The 16903-nt window shown below is 65.3% G+C and carries 16 protein-coding genes; 6 read left to right on the plus strand and 10 right to left on the minus strand.

Annotation, left to right across the window (positions count from 1 at the left end; all coding sequences use genetic code 11):
- The first annotated feature begins 46 nt into the window (after positions 1-46).
- Positions 47-442 (plus strand): DoxX family membrane protein, encoded by a 396-nt coding sequence (locus CXY74_RS13925; RefSeq protein ID WP_104200969.1) that lies wholly within the window; start codon positions 47-49, stop codon positions 440-442.
- On the opposite strand, the gene CXY74_RS13930 is transcribed toward CXY74_RS13925, so the two are convergent.
- From CXY74_RS13930 to CXY74_RS13975, 10 genes are all read right to left on the minus strand, one after another.
- Positions 443-814, minus strand: coding sequence for a hypothetical protein (locus tag CXY74_RS13930; RefSeq protein ID WP_104200970.1), 372 nt, complete (start codon positions 812-814; stop codon positions 443-445).
- The gene (locus tag CXY74_RS13935) at positions 811-1335 is read right to left on the minus strand and encodes a hypothetical protein (protein WP_104200971.1); all 525 of its coding nucleotides are present in this window, start codon (positions 1333-1335) and stop codon (positions 811-813) included. The genes CXY74_RS13930 and CXY74_RS13935 overlap by 4 nt, the downstream gene beginning before the upstream one ends.
- 218 nt (positions 1336-1553) lie before the next feature.
- Positions 1554-2846 carry an alkaline phosphatase family protein gene (locus CXY74_RS13940; protein WP_104200972.1) on the minus strand — a complete coding sequence of 431 codons (1293 nt, stop codon included), beginning with the start codon at positions 2844-2846 and terminating at the stop codon, positions 1554-1556.
- The gene (locus tag CXY74_RS13945) at positions 2843-4489 is read right to left on the minus strand and encodes an alkaline phosphatase (protein WP_104200973.1); all 1647 of its coding nucleotides are present in this window, start codon (positions 4487-4489) and stop codon (positions 2843-2845) included. Before CXY74_RS13945 ends, CXY74_RS13940 begins: the two co-directional genes overlap by 4 nt.
- Before the next feature lie 63 nt (positions 4490-4552).
- A complete protein-coding gene (locus CXY74_RS13950; RefSeq protein ID WP_104200974.1) occupies positions 4553-5200 on the minus strand; it encodes a DUF998 domain-containing protein in 648 nt (215 codons plus the stop codon).
- Between the two features lie 133 nt (positions 5201-5333).
- A complete protein-coding gene (ilvC, locus tag CXY74_RS13955) occupies positions 5334-6362 on the minus strand; it encodes a ketol-acid reductoisomerase (protein ID WP_104200975.1) in 1029 nt (342 codons plus the stop codon).
- A gap of 44 nt (positions 6363-6406) precedes the next feature.
- On the minus strand, positions 6407-6916 hold the full coding sequence (gene ilvN / locus CXY74_RS13960) for an acetolactate synthase small subunit (RefSeq protein ID WP_199183240.1): 510 nt from the start codon (positions 6914-6916) through the stop codon (positions 6407-6409).
- Positions 6917-6918: 2 nt separating this feature from the next.
- Positions 6919-8712 carry an acetolactate synthase large subunit gene (locus tag CXY74_RS13965; protein ID WP_104200977.1) on the minus strand — a complete coding sequence of 598 codons (1794 nt, stop codon included), beginning with the start codon at positions 8710-8712 and terminating at the stop codon, positions 6919-6921.
- A 54-nt stretch (positions 8713-8766) separates the two neighbouring features.
- Positions 8767-10461 carry a dihydroxy-acid dehydratase gene (ilvD, locus tag CXY74_RS13970; protein WP_104200978.1) on the minus strand — a complete coding sequence of 565 codons (1695 nt, stop codon included), beginning with the start codon at positions 10459-10461 and terminating at the stop codon, positions 8767-8769.
- A gap of 31 nt (positions 10462-10492) precedes the next feature.
- A complete protein-coding gene (locus CXY74_RS13975; protein ID WP_233193409.1) occupies positions 10493-12715 on the minus strand; it encodes a bifunctional alpha,alpha-trehalose-phosphate synthase (UDP-forming)/trehalose-phosphatase in 2223 nt (740 codons plus the stop codon).
- A gap of 153 nt (positions 12716-12868) precedes the next feature.
- On the opposite strand from CXY74_RS13975, the gene CXY74_RS13980 reads away from it, so the two are divergent.
- The 5 genes from CXY74_RS13980 (at position 12869) to CXY74_RS14000 (ending at position 16895) form a co-directional block, all read left to right on the plus strand.
- Positions 12869-13057 (plus strand): hypothetical protein, encoded by a 189-nt coding sequence (locus CXY74_RS13980; RefSeq protein WP_104200980.1) that lies wholly within the window; start codon positions 12869-12871, stop codon positions 13055-13057.
- 116 nt (positions 13058-13173) lie between these two features.
- Positions 13174-13683 (plus strand): hypothetical protein, encoded by a 510-nt coding sequence (locus tag CXY74_RS13985; RefSeq protein WP_146070148.1) that lies wholly within the window; start codon positions 13174-13176, stop codon positions 13681-13683.
- Positions 13684-13753: 70 nt separating this feature from the next.
- Positions 13754-15529, plus strand: coding sequence for a glycoside hydrolase family 15 protein (locus tag CXY74_RS13990; protein WP_104200982.1), 1776 nt, complete (start codon positions 13754-13756; stop codon positions 15527-15529).
- Positions 15530-15615: 86 nt separating this feature from the next.
- Positions 15616-16218 (plus strand): biotin transporter BioY, encoded by a 603-nt coding sequence (locus CXY74_RS13995; protein WP_104200983.1) that lies wholly within the window; start codon positions 15616-15618, stop codon positions 16216-16218.
- Positions 16215-16895 carry an ABC transporter ATP-binding protein gene (locus CXY74_RS14000; RefSeq protein ID WP_104200984.1) on the plus strand — a complete coding sequence of 227 codons (681 nt, stop codon included), beginning with the start codon at positions 16215-16217 and terminating at the stop codon, positions 16893-16895. Before CXY74_RS13995 ends, CXY74_RS14000 begins: the two co-directional genes overlap by 4 nt.
- Positions 16896-16903 lie beyond the last annotated feature (8 nt).

Here is a 16903-nt window from a genome sequence, read left to right on the forward strand (position 1 = left end):
AGGGGCGCTACTCGGATTCCAACCCTACCGGCTGCACAATAGACGAATGAGCAGCGACGTAATAGACGGTCTCCAACTGGTTCTGCGCGTGCTTCTGGCCCTGGTTTTCATTGGCGCCGGGATCACTCATTTTCAGCCGGCAGTGCAGCGCACGATGGCGGCGATGATTCCGCCGCGGCTGCGGCGGAGCGGTCTGGCCAACCCGGTCAACCTGGTGTTGTTCACCGGGGTGTGCGAGATTGCTGGCGGGCTGGGATTGCTTCATCCACCGACCATGGTGGTTGCAGCCGCCGCGCTCGCGGTGTTTCTGGCGGCGGTATTTCCGGCCAATGCCTATGCTGCGCTGCACCCGAAGCGGTTCGGGCGAGTGGCGATCCCCTTGGTTCCCCGGCTCATCGCGCAGCTCGTCTTGATGGCCCTCATTATTGTCGCGGTGCTCTAGCTAGACGATCAATCGACCCAGGCTGAACACAGCGGCAATGTCAAGCGATACGGCGGCCACCGCACACAGCCCCACGAGAAGGGTCAGGCCCTGCACTCCGAATGCCCGGTTGCGTCCCAGCCAGTAGGCCAGGGCGTAGACCAACACCGGCAGGAGCACCCCGAAGATGAGCACGGCCCAGCCGAAGCCGCTCAGCTCGGTCGCGAGTGACTGCGCCTGCAGGTTCAGCCCGACCAGGTTGCCGACGGCTTCCCACACGTCATAGGCGTAGAACAACCCGAAGAATATTGCAATGCTCAACAACGCCCACCGTGGTGGACGTCGACGGGTGGCAGTTGTGTCGTCCGAGACATTGCCACCGGCGACGCTCATGAGCCCGCTCCCGAGCCGATAATGAAGGGCAAGGGGGCGAGTACGACGACGCCGATCAGCAGCCAGATCAGTCGGGCACGCGGTCGACTCATGGTGAGCCAATAGGTCACACCGAACCACGCGAGTGGCGCGGCTACCGCCAGCCAGACGCCGAGCGAGAACATGAATTCGGTGACCGGGTCGCTGACGGATTTTTCGATGCGCGCGACACCGATGAACCAGCCGATCGTGTACAGCAGGTACATGCCGGCCAGGATGCCCATGCCGATCAGGGCAACAGAGCTCGGCGCTGAGGCGGAAGGCTGGGTGTTGTCGGGTGTCTGGGCACCGCCCGGTTCAGGGTTATCGGCATCCGTCGTAGCGTCGGTAGCGACCTCAAAGTCCGCTGAAACCCGAGGGATGCTCCACCCTTCGGGCACACCACCAGATGCCGGCCTCGCCCGATCGGTGCTCCCGCCTTGTAGCGTTGGGTCGTCGTCACCGGCCCAGTTCAGTGCGTCGTCGTCACGTCTCGGGTTCATTTTTATAGAGTATCCGGTTGCCGCCGACGCTGCCGGTTAGAGCGCGGGTGCAGCACTCCGCCCTCGGGAATAACCGGCACGAGGCCGCGCACCATGGCGGGAACGTTGGGGACGGCAATGACGGCGAGACCAGAGCCGACGACTTTCCATTTGGGCGCTGACGTGTCAGGGCACGAAGAAGGACATGATCAAGGTGAGCGCATCGGGCAGGTCGCGGGCTAAGTGGTGAACGCCGCGCTTCTCGCCGTGCCGTCGTAGCCGCCGGCTGGCACCGGCAGGCCCAACAGGGCGCCGATCGTGGGCGCTACGTCCACCGTTCGGGCGGGGTCCGACAGGGTGATTTCCCGGCGCACGCGCGGGCTGCCGCCGGAAATGAAAAAGGGAATCGGTTCGGTCGTCGGATGCCCGTGGTTGCCGGGAATCGGATTGGACGCGATCGTCGGGTCGGAAAAGCGCCAGCCGGCCCGGCAGAAGGCGACGAGGTCGCCGGCCTCGGCGCCGAGGCGCAGTGCGGCCGGTACGGACACCGAGAGCACGCCCTCATGGGCGGCCACGAGCGCGCGTATCTCGGCGAGTCCGGCGGTGCGACCGGCGACACTGCCCACCCAGTAGAGCAGGTCGGCGCCGCCGTTTTGGCCGATGACGATCTGCTCGCGCAGCGCCGGGTGGTCACGGAGGATCAGGTCCACCGAGATGACGTTGGAGGGGATCGACCAGTCCATCGAGTGGTCGGCCAGCACCACGAGCACGCTGTTTTCCCAGAGTGCGGCCGAGACGAGGTGGTCGACGAAACGGCCGATCTGGAAGTCGCTCGACCCGAGCGCTGCCGCGCGAGCAGCTTTGATCGAGGTACCGGTCTCGTCGGAGTGCCCGACCCGGTCAATGTCCCCGAAATTGGCGAAGATCAGGTCAGGGTCGGCGGTCGTGACCATGGCGATGAGCGCGTCCATGGTGAACCGGTCCGGCGCGTGGTTAGTGAGGGGTACCAGTGGCCCCGGCTCCCACCGGTAGGTCGCCCGCTCACCGAAGATTCCGAACAGGTACTCCTTGCTCAGCACCGAGCCGGTGGTCAGATTTTTCTCCTGCAGCCGCTCGAGCAGGGTTGGAAAGCGCAGGTCACTCGGTCGGTCGAGGTCGCGGACCACGGCTTCGGCCCGGTCGTAGATCGAATTCGCGGGAACGCCGGAGCGGTCGGGCCGCACGCCGGTCATCATCATCACGTGGTTGGGGATGGTTTCCATGACCGGAAGCGACCGGGCCGTCGGAAAGTTGACGCCCTGGCGGCGCAGGGCGTGCAGCCGGGGGGTGAGCTGCGCGGTGATTTCGTCGGGGCGGCATCCGTCGACCACGAGCACGTAGACGCGGGTGCGGGCGGCGGACGGCACCGCGATGCTCGGGGGCTTGGCCCACGCGGTTCCGGGAGCGGCCGAGAGCACGACGGTGGCGCTGGCGCCGACGGCGATCTTCAGGAACTGGCGGCGGTCTGCGGCGATCGAGGCGGGGCCGTTCATGCGAGGGCCGTGACCTTATGGGTGCCGGCGGCGACTTGGTAGGACACCGACCGTGAGCTCGTGGAGGTGGGGCTGGTGCGGTCGGAGAGCACATACCAGTCCATCCGCACCGCCGCGGGGGTCACGTCGAGCACCGAGAAGCCGTGTGAGTCGAAGTCGAGGTATTTCACGTGCGGGTTCGCCGCCTTGAAGGCGTCTTCGACGGCGATCGAACCGCTGCGCGGCGGCACCCCGAGAATGTCGTCGAGGTTGTCGCTCGTGATCGAGGTGCAGACGAGTTCCGCGGCAACGGATGTCCCGGTGCTTGGGTAGGTGAGCGGATCGGCCGGCACGTCGCAGGCCCAACCGGAGTGGATGTCGCCGGTGAGGAAGACGGCATCCGTGATCGCATTGTCGCGCAGATGACTGATCACGCGGCTGCGATCGGCGGTGTAGCCGTCCCACTGGTCGACGTTGTAGGGCACGCCGTCGATCGTCGTGGACCCGAGCAGGGTCTGCACTCCCCCGATCTCGGCGGTGGAGAGGGTGGAAGGGAACCGTACCGGGGCGATCATCACCGGGTTGCCGATGAGTTTCCACTGGGTGTCGGCCTGCGTCAAGCCGTCGAGCAGCCAGTTCATCTGCGCGGCGCCGGTGAGGGTGCGCTCGGGGCTGGAGATCTGCGGGCTGACGATGGTGGACGCCTGCTGGCTGCGGTAGCTGCGCAGGTCGAGCATCGACACGCTCGCGAGGTCGCCGAAGCTGAAGCGGCGGTAGAGCTGACCGCCCGCGTCGTACCGCACCGGCATCCACTCGGCGTACGCCTGCTTGGAGGCGGCCTTGCGCACGTTCCACGTGCCCTCGGAGCCCTCGGTGTGGTTCTCGGCGCCGCCGGACCAGGCATCGTTGGCGGATTCATGGTCGTCCCAGGTGACGATAAAGGGCACGACCGCGTGCAGGGCCTGCAGGTCGACGTCGGTCTTGTATTGGGCGTGCCGGCGGCGGTAGTGCTCGAGGGTGGTCATTTCCGTGGTGGGGTCGTGCGGACGCACGACCACATCGCGGGCCTGGTACTCGCCGACACCGTATTCGTAGAGGTAGTCGCCAAGGTGCAGTACGACGTCGAGATCACCGCGGTCGGCGAGGTGGCGATAGGCGGTGAAATAGCCGGCCTGCAGGTTCGCGCAGGACACCACCCCGAGGCGCAGCCGGTCGAGGGCTTTTCCGGCCGCCGGGGCCGTTTTCGTTCGCCCGACAGGCGAGGTGACGCCGCCGGAACTGAAGCGGTACCAATAGGACGTGCCCGCGCGCAGCCCGCCGGGGGCGGCCTTGACCGTGTGGTCGCGGGCGGCCCCGGTGACGACGGTACCCTTCGCGGCCACCCGCCGGAAGCCGGAGTCTTCGGCGAGCTCCCAGGTCACGGTTACGTCTGCGCCGAGGCCGGAGCCGGGCACGGCGGTTTTCACGGGGGTGACCCGGGTCCAGAGCAGGATGCCGTCGGGCAGCGGGTCGCCCGAGGCTACGCCGTGTGCGAAGGTCGTGCCCAGGAGGGCTGCCTGGGGGGCGGCTGCCTCGGCGGATTCGCCGCCGACGGTCGCGGCGGCGGCACCGGCGACCACAAAGACGCCGGCGGAGAACAATTCACGTCGAGAGAGGGATGTCATCCCTCCAGCTTGCGGCGCGGGCGAACCGACGCCACGACCGAGAGCGGGATGTTCACACACTGTTCAGGGCGCGCCAGAGGCGGGGACGCGCGCGTCCAGCCGGAGCAGGCCGGCGCAGACGAAGAAGACCCAGCCGAGGATGCCGAGCAGGCACATCCGTTCGGCAAGGCCCAGCAGGCCGGGAGCCACGGTCACGGTGAGCAGCAGAAACAGCAACCCCGCCATGGCGATGGCGGTGAAAATCAGGGCGGCTCGGTGACTGTCCGGCAGTAGCGCGTTTCGGTGCAGGCTGCGGGTCAGGAGCACGATCGCAGCGAAGGCCGTGAGAAAGCCGAGGGTTGCACAGACCAGGTGCACGAGTCCCGCGGCGGTTTCGGCAACGAGCCCGGCTCCCGCAGCGGGGATATCGGTCGGAAAGAACGCGAGCACCCCCGAGCAGAGCCCGGCGAACCCGAGCAGGAGCAGGCCGATTCGGTGCAGAGCAGATACCGTGCCCAGCTGACCGATGGCGACCAGCGCACACAGTGTGGTGACAGCCCGGCCGAGGAAGTTGACGCTCATGACCCAGCCGAAGGGACCGACGGCGAGGTTGCTTTCGGCCTCGCTGATCGGGCTGTAGTGCGGCGGTAGCAGCTGCAGCACGACGTCGACGGCGACATAGCCGAGCACGCCGAGCATCGCCGCGGACGCGCTCACGCGTCGAAGGCCCACGGTCCCCCTTCCGGTCACGCACCCTCCCCCACTCCCCGCGAAACTGCAGTTGTCGGGTTTGAACCGCGTTCTGCAGCCCCGCAATTGCAGTTTCGCGGAGGGGAAGGGCAGGGTGAGTGGGGCGAGCGGGGACCTAGCGGGCGGCTTCGCCGTCGACGTAGTCGTCGTCGGTCGACGCGTTCCACGCGAAGAGCTTGCGCAGGCTGCGGCCGGTTGCTTCGATCGGGTGCTCTTCGCCCTTCTTGCGCAGGGCGAGGAACTCGACTCCGCCGTTGTCCTGATCGGCGATGAAGCGCTCAGCAAACGCGCCGCTCTGGATGTCGGCGAGAACGGCCTTCATGTTCTCCTTGACGCTCGGGTCGATGACGCGCGGACCCGAGACGTAGTCGCCGTATTCCGCGGTGTCGGAGACGCTCCAACGCTGCTTGGCGATGCCGCCCTCCCACATGAGGTCGACGATGAGCTTGAGCTCGTGCAGCACCTCGAAGTAGGCAACCTGCGGCTGGTAGCCGGCCTCGGTGAGAACCTCGAAGCCGTACTGGATGAGCTGTGACGTACCACCGCAGAGCACGGCCTGCTCACCGAACAGGTCGGTTTCGGTCTCTTCGGTGAAGGTGGTCTTGATGCCGGCGGCGCGCAGGCCACCGATCGCCTTGGCGTAGCTGAGGGTGATCGGCCACGCGTTACCCGAAGCATCTTTCTCGACGGCGACGATCACGGGAACGCCACGGCCGGCTTCGAATTCGCGGCGCACGGTGTGGCCGGGTCCCTTGGGAGCGACCATGACGACGTCGACGCCGTCCGGAGCGGTGATATAGCCGAAGCGGATGTTGAAGCCGTGTCCAAAGACGAGGACCTTGCCGGCGGCGAGGTTCGGCAGCACGTCGTCCTTGTACAGGTGACGCTGCACCTGGTCGGGAGCGAGGATGACGATGACGTCGGCCCAGGCCGCGGCATCCGCTGTGGTCAGTACGGTGAAGCCGGCTTCTTCGGCCTTGGCCGTGCTCTTGGAGCCGTCTTTCAGGCCGATCTTGACCTCAACTCCGGAGTCGCGCAGGTTCTGCGCATGGGCGTGACCCTGCGAGCCGTAGCCGATGACGGCCACCTTCTTGCCCTGGATGATCGTCAGGTCGGCGTCTTTGTCGTAGAAAATCTCAGACAATATGTTTCTCTCCTCGTAAATTGATGATTGGAAAACTGAAAACGTTAGTTTCTGAAGACGCGCTCGGTGATCGACTTCGATCCGCGGCCGATGGCCAGCAGACCGGACTGGGCGAGTTCCCGAATGCCGAACGGTTCAAGCACCCGCAGCAGCGCCTGGGTCTTGCCGCTGTCGCCGGTGACCTCGATCACGACGGCGTCGGTGGCCACGTCGACGACGCGGGCACGGAACAGGTTGACCGCTTCGAGCACCTGCGAGCGGGTCGTGCTGTCGACCTTGACCTTGATCAGCAGGTGTTCGCGCTGCACCGACTGGGACACGTCGAGCTCGACGATCTTGATGACGTTGATGAGCTTGTTGAGCTGTTTGGTCACCTGCTCGAGCGGCACGTCGTCGACATCGACCAGGATCGTGATGCGGGACAGGCCGGGGATCTCGCTGTGGCCCACGGCGAGGCTTTCAATGTTGAACCCGCGACGCGCGAACAGGCCGGCGACGCGCGTGAGCAGGCCGGGCTTGTCCTCGACGAGCAGACTCAGAACGTGGCTCGTCACGGTTATTCGTCTCCCCAGGTTGGTGCGTGGTCTTTGGCGTATTGAACGAAACTGTTGCTGACTCCCTGCGGAACCATCGGCCAGACCATGGCGCCGGGGCTCACGATGAAGTCGATCACGACCGGGCGGTCGTTGGTGGCGAGGGCCAGTTTGATGGCGTCATCTACCTGGTCCTTGCTGGTTACCCGAATTCCGAGCGCGCCATAGGCATCCGCCATCTTGACGAAGTCGGGCACCATGGCGGTACCGTGACCGGTGTTGAGGTCTGTGAACGAGTGGCGCCCGTCGTAGAACAGCGACTGCCACTGGCGCACCATGCCGAGCGAGGAGTTGTTGATGATCGCGACCTTGATCGGGATCTTGTTGATCGTGCAGGTGGCGAGTTCCTGATTGGTCATCTGGAAGCAGCCGTCGCCGTCGATCGACCAGACGACCCGGTCAGGTTCGGCCACCTTGGCTCCCATGGCGGCCGGAACGGAGTAGCCCATGGTGCCGGCGCCCCCGGAGTTGAGCCACGAGTTGGGGCGTTCGTACTTGATGAACTGCGCCGCCCACATTTGGTGCTGGCCGACGCCGGCCGCGTAGACCGCTTCGGGTCCGGTGAGCTCACCGATGCGCTGGATCACATACTGCGGAGCGAGCAGTCCATCGGTCGGCTCGGTGAAACCGAGCGGAAACTCCTCCTTCAGTCCGTGCAGGTAGGTCCACCACTCGGCGGTGTCGGACGCGCCAGCCTGGGCGACTTCCGTCCAGGCGATGATCAGGTCGGCAATGACGTCCTTGGCGTCACCGACGATGGGTACATCGGCGAAGCGAATCTTGGAAATCTCAGCCGGGTCGACGTCAACGTGCACGATCTTCGCACTAGGGGCGAATTCGCTGATTTTTCCGGTTACCCGGTCGTCGAAACGGGCCCCGAGCGAAATGATGAGGTCGCTCTCCTGCAGCGCGAGAACGGCCGAAACCGTGCCGTGCATGCCCGGCATACCGAGGTGCTGGGGGTGCGAGTCGGGAAAGGCTCCGCGGGCCATGAGCGTGGTCACGACGGGCGCACCGGTCGCCTCGGCCAGGGCAAGCAGTTCAGCGGATGCGTGGGCGCGAATGACACCGCCGCCCACATACAGTACGGGCTTCTTCGCGGCCAGCAGCAGCTGCGCTGCCGCCTGCACCTGCTTGCCGTGGGCCTTGACGATCGGCCGGTAGCCGGGCAGGTCGAGTTTGGGCGGCCAGATGAACGGTGCCAGGTTCTGCTGGGCATCCTTGGTGATGTCAACGAGCACCGGGCCTGGCCGGCCGGTGGAGGCGATGTGGTACGCCGACGCGATCGCAGCCGGAATCTCCTCGGCGCGGCGAGCAAGAAAGGAATGCTTGGTGATCGGCATGGTGATACCGATAATGTCGGCTTCCTGGAAGGCGTCCGTTCCCATCGAAGTGGAGAACACCTGGCCGGTGATCGCGAGCAACGGAACCGAGTCCATGTAGGCGTCCGCTATGGCGGTGACGAGGTTGGTGGCACCCGGGCCGCTGGTGGCAATTGCGACGCCGACGCGACCGGTGGCGGAGGCGTAGCCCTCGGCCGCGTGGCCGGCGCCCTGTTCGTGGCGTACCAGAATGTGGCGAATCTTGGTTTGGGTCATGAGCTCGTCGTACAGCGGAATGACGGCGCCGCCGGGGATGCCGAAGACGTCGGTGACGCCGAGGAGTTCGAGAGTGCGAATGATTGCACCCGAGCCGGTGAGCATCTCCGGCTCGGCAGACGCCGGAGCTGAAGGCACGGGAGTGGTTTCCGTGGTCATGGTCGTTGAGTCCCTACTTCGAATCGATGGGTTTGGGCTTACCCGTGCGCGGGATCACCCAGTGATGGCACCTTCGGCGGCTGAGTGCACGAGCTTGGCGTATTTGGCGAGGACGCCACGGGTATAACGCGGGGGAAGCGGCGCCCAGCCTTCTCGGCGGGCGGCGAACTCAGCAGGTGCGACCAGTAGGTCAAGCGTGCGAGCTGCGATATCGACCCGTATCAGATCCCCATCGCGCACGAAGGCAATTGGACCTGCGTCCACCGCTTCGGGTGCTATGTGGCCGATGCACAGTCCGGTTGTGCCGCCTGAGAATCGACCGTCCGTTAATAGTAGTACATCGGAGCCGAGCCCTGCGCCCTTGATCGCGGCGGTGATCGAGAGCATCTCGCGCATTCCCGGCCCGCCCTTTGGGCCTTCATAGCGGATGATGACAACGTCACCCTTATAGATCTTGCCTTCGGTCAGGGCATCCATCGCCGCACGTTCTCGCTCGAAGACCCGTGCCGGTCCCTCGAAGACGGCGGCGTCGAATCCAGCGGTCTTCACGACGGCACCCTCTGGCGCAAAGGTGCCCTTGAGGATGGTGATGCCACCGCTTTTGTGAATGGGGTTGTCGAGCGTTCGCAACACCTCCCCGTCGAGGTCGGGCGGGTCGATTTCGGCGAGGTTCTCGGCCACGGTCTTGCCGGTCACGGTGAGGGCATCGCCGTGAATGAGGCCGGCCTCGAGCAGCGCGCGCATGACGACGGGAACGCCGCCCTGACGGTCGACGTCGTTCATGACGTACTTGCCGAAGGGCTTGAGGTCGCCAATGTGCGGAACCTGGTCGCCGATGCGGTTGAAGTCGTCGAGGGTGAGTTCGACCTCGGCCTCGCGGGCGATCGCGAGCAGGTGCAGCACGACGTTGGTCGAGCCACCGAAGGCCATGGCCACGGCGATGGCGTTCTCAAACGCCTTGCGGGTGAGAATGTCGCGGGCGGTGATGCCGAGGCGCAACATGTTGACGACGGCTTCGCCCGAGCGGCGGGCGAAATAGTCGCGGCGACGATCAGCGGATGCCGGGCTCGCCGAGCCGGGCAGGCTCATCCCGAGGGCTTCCGCGACGCTGGCCATGGTGTTCGCCGTGTACATGCCACCACAGGCACCCTCGCCGGGAGCAAACGCACACTCGATGCGCTTGGCATCCGCTTCACTCATGCGTCCCGCTTTCACCGCGCCGACCGCTTCGAACGAGTCGATGATGGTGATGTCTTTTTCGGTGCCGTCGGAGAGTTTGACCCAGCCCGGCGCGATCGATCCGGCGTAGAGGAACACGCTCGCGAGGTCGAGTCGAGCGGCGGCCATGAGCATGCCCGGCAGCGACTTGTCGCAGCCGGCGAGCAGCACGCTGCCATCGAGACGTTCGGCCTGCATGACGACCTCGACCGAGTCAGCGATGACTTCCCGGGAGACGAGGGAGAAGTGCATGCCTTCGTGACCCATCGATATTCCGTCGGAGACCGAGATGGTACCGAACTGCAGCGGGTAGCCGCCGCCGGAGTGCACGCCCTCCTTCGCCGCCTGCGCCAGGCGGTCGAGCGATAGGTTGCACGGTGTGATCTCGTTCCACGAGCTCGCAATACCGATCTGGGGCTTGTCCCAGTCCGCATCGCCCATACCGACTGCACGCAGCATTCCACGAGATGTGGTGGCCTCGATCCCATCGGTGACGTCGCGGCTACGGGGTTTCACATCGATCTCAGACATGCTTCCGAGTCTAGAACCTTGCCGAGCCGGGTTAACCCGCCGGGGCAGCGCGGAGCTCCGCGATACGCACCAGCACTTGGATAACCTCGTGCGGGCTGCGCACCCGGTAACTCGCGAGAGTGGCACCCTGCCCAATTTTGAGCCCAAGGTCGTCGTCACGCAAAGCGCCGAAGGCATCCTCGTCGGTCACGTCGTCACCGGCGTAGAACACGCGGTCGGCGCCGGTGTAGTCGCGCAGCTTCTTCAGGGCGTCGCCCTTGGTGCTCGACCGCACCGAGAATTCGAGCACGTTCTTACCTTCTCGAACGGTCAGCCCGGGCAGCTGATCGCCCAGTTGCTCGCGGGCCTGACGTTCGGCTCTCTCGCCGTCTTCCTCGGTTGCGAGGCGAGTGTGCAGGGCCATGCCCGCGGGCTTGCGCTCGATTGTGGTGCCGGCGATCCCGCCGGAGATGCTCTCGAGCACCCGGGCGAGGGTATCGAGTTGCTCGAGCTCGGTGGAAAGCAGGTTGAGTTCAATCTCGGGGGTGTCCAGCTGCACCTCGATGCCGTGCGAGCCGGTAAGCAGCACCGAACTCTGCGGCTGGGCAACGTGTTGCAGGCTGACCAGGGCCCGTCCGGAGACGAGGGCGACTCGCACGCCGGGCAGATCGAGCAGGGCCTGCACGGCTTCCCGGTTGCCGGCGATGGCGCGGGCGTCTTCGGGATGGTCGACGTGGGGCGCCAGGGTGCCGTCGAAGTCGAGGGCGATGAGCAGGTTCTCGGCGCCGGCAAGGCTCTGCAGGGCTAGGTCGAGGTCGTCGGAAATTCCGGCGGGCACAGCGGCACCGCCGGTCAGCGCTCGTAGGAAGGAAGCCGACCAGACGGCGACATCGTTTTCGGCGACTTTGCGTCGCAGCGACCGCATGCGGCGCGTACGCTCCCGTTTGGGCATCTCGACCGCCCGCACGATGGCATCCTTAGTACCGTCGATGTCGTGCGGATTAATAAGAATCGCCTGTTTGAGTTCATCGGCGGCGCCGGCGAACTCGCTCAACACAAGCACTCCGTCAACGTCGAAACGCGCAGCCACATATTCTTTGGCGACCAGGTTCATGCCGTCGCGCAAGGCCGTGACGAGCATGACATCGGCGGCGAGATACATCGCGACCATCTCTTCGCGCGGATAACTGTGGTGGTGGTAGCTGATGGCAGTGTGACTGATAGTCGAGAAATCGCCGTTGAGCCGGCCGACAGCGAGCTCGATCTCGTCACGCAGGGCCATATAGGTACTGACGCGTTCGCGTGACGGGCTGGCAACCTGCACCAGGGTGACGTCTTCAACGCTCAACCGGCCGTCGGCGAGCAGCTCACCAAAGGCCTTGATGCGGTGACCGATACCCTTGGTGTAGTCGAGCCGGTCGACACCGAGCATCAGTGTTTTGGGATTGCCAAGGTCTTCGCGAATTTGGCGAGCCCTGGCTTGAATGTCGGGGCGCCGGGCGAGATCTTCATAGCCGGCCGAGTCGATCGAGATGGGAAAGTGTTTGGCGATGACGCGGCGGGAGTCCCCATTCTGGCCGCTCTCACTGGTCGGCACGTCGATGACGACGCCGCGGGTGGGGTAGCCGTAGAGACGACGTACCGCTTGGGAGAAGTTACCGGCGTCGGCACTGCGCTGAAAGCCGATCACGTCAGCACCAAGCAACCCGTGCAGAATCTGTTTGCGCCAGGGCAGCTGCGCATAGATTCCATATGGCGGAAAGGGAATGTGATTGAAGAAACCGATGACGAGGTCGGGGCGGGCTTCGCGCAACATGCGCGGCACAAGCTGCAGCTGGTAGTCGTGCACCCAAACCGTTGCGCCCGGGGCAGCGACTGCAGCAGCCGCCGCCGCGAATCGGCGGTTGACCGTAATGTACGCTTCCCACGTTTCGCGGTGAAAGCTCGGCGGAGCGATAACGTCGTGATACAGCGGCCAGAGCGTGTCGTTGGAAAAGCCCTCGTAGTAATCTTCGATGTCGGCTTCATCGAGCCTCACCGGCACGAGCGAGATCCCGTCATTTTCGAACGGTTCGAAATCGCGGGCGGCGACACCCGGCCAGCCGACCCAGGCCCCATGCGAGGAACGCATCAGCGGTTCAAGTGCGGTGACCAGCCCGCCGGGCGACGTGCGCCAGGTGACGGCGCCATCCTTGGCCTCTTCGTAATCTACCGGTAGCCGGTTGGAGACGACGACGAAAGTGTACGTGCCGGCGGGGGTAGGCGCCGGCGCCACGGGGGGCGGGTCGACCAGGGACCGTGTGGGCTCGGCTGAAGTTGTGATGGATCATCCGTTCCGGGCACACCCGAGGTGCACACCTCTGTTGCAGCCCTAAGGTTACCAGTCGGACCACGCCTATTCTCGGGTAACCTGATGCCGGAGGAACACATGCGAAAATTCTTGTTCAGCACCGCAATGATCGGCGTTATCGCCGGTGGTTGGAACACCGTGCAGGCCACGCGGCACGGCCCGCGGGACTGGCGTCTCGTGATGCTGTGGCTCGGCTGGGGCCTGAGCGCCGCCGTCGCCATCGGCACGGTCATCGAAGACGCAAATAAACGTCAGGTCGAGAGCTGAATTCAGCTCCCAATCGGCTAGTTCGGCGGCGTGTCCCCCGGTAAGTCGACGACTTTTCACCCAAAATATAGAGCGGCTCATTTCAGCTGCACACGCGCACCGGAAAGGGGCTTGTCATGTTTGGTCGTCGACGCCGACGTTTGGCCGCGAGTGCGGCGCTGAGCGTGGCCTCCACCCCGGTGCTGCGCGACGAACAGATTTTCGAACTGCTGCACGACAAGCTCACGGCGTTGGTCGGTGAGCACGGCGCCTGGACGCTAGTGGCCCGCAGCGCGGACGACACCGAGGTCATTTTTCACGGGTTGAAGGCCAGAGAGATCGCGACCGAATTGACCGACGCGATCACCACCCAACAAGCCGCTCTGCGCGGCGAGACCAGCGGTGAGCCGACGGCTCTGACCTGGTCTCCCGCGCCAATCACGACCTGGAGCGAACCAGCCGCGAGCCAGGCCCCGGCACGGGACGCTGCACCAATCACCGCTGCATTAGCCGACACTGCCTCGATGCACGCCCTGCTCGCCGAGGCCACGTCGGTTGAACCGAACGACGACGACCCGGCTGCGGCCTCCGCTGCCTGGATTGACAAGGCCTCCGCAACGCTCGCATCGGCCCGCCTCGTCGTCTAACCGCATCAGCAACAATCGACGATGCCCGATCGTCGGCGAATTCTCACCCTGTTGCTGACAGGATGGCCTGATGGCACTCAATATCGAGGACTACGCGCTCATCAGCGATTGCCATTCGGCGGCTCTCGTAGGTCGAGACGGCAGCATTGACTGGCTCTGCCTGCCACGCTATGATTCCGCTTCCATGTTTGGAGCCCTCCTCGGCAGCGAGAACCACGGCCGTTGGCTGCTGGCACCGGCCGACGAGGAAGCCACCGCCACCCGCAGCTATCAGGGTGATACCTTCGTGTTGTCGACGGTGTGGACCACGAAAACAGGCCAGGTCGAGGTACTCGACTTCATGCCGCACGGCAACGGCCGGGCCGATCTGGTGCGCCGGGTGCGCGGCATCAGCGGCACGGTGCACATGACTCAGGATCTGCGCATCCGCTTTGGCTATGCCACAACGATCCCGTGGGTGCGCCAGCTCAAGGGCGAGTCGGTGCACGGCCTCGTGGCGATCGCCGGGCCCGACGCCATCGTGGTGCGCGGCCCTGCCCTGCGCGCCTCAGACCACCGCCACGTGTCCCATTTCGACGTCACCGCTGGCGACACGGTCGACGCCCATCTGACCTGGTATCCCTCGCACCGCGATACTCCAGCCGCCATCGACATCGATGCCGTCCACGCCGCAACCTGCGCCTGGTGGCAGAAATGGGCGTCGAATTGCAGCCACGAGGGCCCCTTACGCGCCCAGGTGGTTCGTTCCCTGCTCGTGCTGCGGGCGCTGACGCATGAGCGAACCGGCGGCATTGTGGCGGCCGCGACTACCTCGCTGCCCGAGCAGATCGGGGGCACCCGCAACTGGGACTATCGCTATGTCTGGCTCCGCGATGCCTCGCTCACGCTCGAGGTTTTACTCAGCCACGGCTACGAGGTGGAGGCCGGCGGCTGGCGGGCCTGGCTGCTTCGCGCCATTGCCGGCGACCCGAGCGACGTGCAGATCATGTACGGGCTCTCCGGCGAGCGCTACCTGCCCGAACACGAACTGACCGCCCTGCCCGGCTACCAGGGCTCCTCCCCCGCGCGCGTGGGTAACAGCGCGGTCGACCAGTTCCAATCCGACGTGATCGGCGAGGTCATGGTAGCCCTGCATGCAGCCCGCGCCGCGGGCGTGCGCGAGAACGAGTTCTCCTGGCCGCTGCAGCGCGCCCTCATGAGCTTTCTCGAGAAGAACTGGCGCCGCGCCGACCAGGGCATCTGGGAAGTACGCGGCCAAGCCCGCGAATTCACCCACTCGCGGGTGATGGTCTGGGCCGCCTTCGACCGCGCCGTGCGCGGCATCGAAGAGTGCGGCCTCGACGGTCCGCTCGACCGTTGGAGGACCCTGCGCGACGAGGTGCGCACCGACATCGAGACTCGCGCTTTTGACGCGAATCGAAATAGCTATGTGCAGTACTGCGGCAGCACCGAAGTGGATGCCTCGCTCCTCGTACTCCCACAGGTCGGCTTCTGCGCACCCACCGATCCACGCATGCTCGGCACGGTGGCTGCGATCGAGGCAGACCTCATGCGAGATGGGCTGTTGCTGCGTTACCGCACCCACGCCGCGGTGGACGGATTGCCGCCGGGTGAGCATCCGTTTCTAGCCTGTTCCTTCTGGCTGGTCGAGCAATACGCCAAGTCGGGAAGACGTGATGACGCCAATGCGCTCATGAATCGACTGCTCGGCTTCGTGAACGATGTCGGGCTGCTCTCCGAGGAGTACGACGTGACCAGCGGGCACCAGATGGGCAACACCCCGCAAGCGCTCTCACACCTGGCCCTGGTGCGGGCAGCGGATGCGATTGAAGCTGCTGGCTCGTGATCCCGATCACGACCTCTACAGTTCGCGGTGTTTTGTTGTAGATATTCTTCAGCGGCGGGTAGGCGCCGAATTCTAGATTTAAAACCATGACCGACACCGCACGTTCGAGCGCCCCGACAAGGCGCATTATGCCCGCCCGTGATCTTGCCCAGATCGCTATCTTCGCCGCCCTCATCGCGGCGCTCGGCCTGCCGGGACCCCTCAACATCGGGCCGGTGCCGATCACCATGCAGACCCTCGGCGTGATGCTCGCCGGGGCGATTCTCGGCCCGCGCAAGGGAACCCTCGCCGTGCTGCTGTTTCTCGTTCTGACAGCGGTGGGTCTCCCCCTGCTCGCCGGCGCTCGCGGCGGCATCGGCGTCTTCACAGTCAGTCCGGCCGCAGGATACCTGTACGGCTGGCTGCTCGGTGCCTTCGTCACCGGATACCTCACCGCCCGCCTGCTGCCGAAATACCCGTTTTGGCCCGCTCTCGGCGCCACGATTCTCGGCGGCATCGTCGCCGTCTACCTGGTTGGTATTCCCGTCATGGCCCTCAACCTCGGACTGCCGCTCGTGACCACGATCGGCCTGAACCTCGCGTTCATACCCGGCGACCTGATCAAGGTCATCGTGACCGTGCTGGTCGCCCGCCAGGTGCACAAGGCCTATCCTGGCCTGATCGCGAAGGGTCGCCGGCCGGTAGCGTGAGCGTCATACGCTTCGACCAGGTCGGGCAGTCATTCGGTGAGCGCAGGGTGCTGCGCAACGTGAACCTCAGCCTGACCGAGCACCGCATCGGTATCGTCGGCGCGAACGGCTCGGGTAAATCCACGCTCGTGCGCATGATCAATGGGCTCGTCACTCCAACGAGCGGCACCGTGACGGTGGACGGGCTCGACGTGGCCCGCCATGCTCGCGACGTGCGCCGCAAGGTGGGGTTCATTTTCACGAATCCCGACAACCAGATCGTGATGCCCACCGTGCAGGAAGACGTGGCGTTCACCCTGCGTCGACGCGGTCTCTCCCCCGCCGAGATCGCCGAGCGCACGGCGGCCGCCCTGGAACAGTTCGGTTTGAGCGAGCACGCCGAGCAACCAGCGCACCGCCTCTCCGGCGGGCAGAAGCAACTGCTCGCCCTCGCCGCCGTTTTGGTGGCACGTCCGGCCACGGTCGTTGCCGACGAACCGACGACGCTGCTCGATGCCCGAAATGCCCGGCGCATCGGAGAGCTACTGCACACGCTTCCCCAGCAGGTCATCGTCGTCACCCACCACCTGCACCTGGTCGAAGAATTCGATCGCGTGATCGTGATCGAAGACGGTACGGTCGTCGCTGACGGCGCACCCGAGCAGTCCCTGGCGGCGTACCGCGCCCTGCTGCAGTGAGCAGCGGC

This window comes from Cryobacterium sp. Y29, assembly GCF_002929825.1.
Taxonomy (GTDB): Bacteria; Actinomycetota; Actinomycetes; order Actinomycetales; family Microbacteriaceae; genus Cryobacterium.

Bases quoted from the DNA above. Each gene is read 5' to 3' on its own strand.
- CXY74_RS13935 (WP_104200971.1), bottom strand. From the start codon at position 1,335: ATGAACCCGAGACGTGACGACGACGCACTGAACTGGGCCGGTGACGAC.
- CXY74_RS13995 (WP_104200983.1), top strand. From the start codon at position 15,616: ATGACCGACACCGCACGTTCGAGCGCCCCGACAAGGCGCATTATGCCC.
- CXY74_RS13980 (WP_104200980.1), top strand. From the start codon at position 12,869: ATGCGAAAATTCTTGTTCAGCACCGCAATGATCGGCGTTATCGCCGGT.
- CXY74_RS13965 (WP_104200977.1), bottom strand. From the start codon at position 8,712: ATGACCACGGAAACCACTCCCGTGCCTTCAGCTCCGGCGTCTGCCGAG.
- CXY74_RS13945 (WP_104200973.1), bottom strand. From the start codon at position 4,489: ATGACATCCCTCTCTCGACGTGAATTGTTCTCCGCCGGCGTCTTTGTG.
- CXY74_RS13930 (WP_104200970.1), bottom strand. From the start codon at position 814: ATGAGCGTCGCCGGTGGCAATGTCTCGGACGACACAACTGCCACCCGT.
- CXY74_RS13940 (WP_104200972.1), bottom strand. From the start codon at position 2,846: ATGAACGGCCCCGCCTCGATCGCCGCAGACCGCCGCCAGTTCCTGAAG.
- CXY74_RS13925 (WP_104200969.1), top strand. From the start codon at position 47: ATGAGCAGCGACGTAATAGACGGTCTCCAACTGGTTCTGCGCGTGCTT.
- ilvD (WP_104200978.1), bottom strand. From the start codon at position 10,461: ATGTCTGAGATCGATGTGAAACCCCGTAGCCGCGACGTCACCGATGGG.
- CXY74_RS13990 (WP_104200982.1), top strand. From the start codon at position 13,754: ATGGCACTCAATATCGAGGACTACGCGCTCATCAGCGATTGCCATTCG.
- CXY74_RS13985 (WP_146070148.1), top strand. From the start codon at position 13,174: ATGTTTGGTCGTCGACGCCGACGTTTGGCCGCGAGTGCGGCGCTGAGC.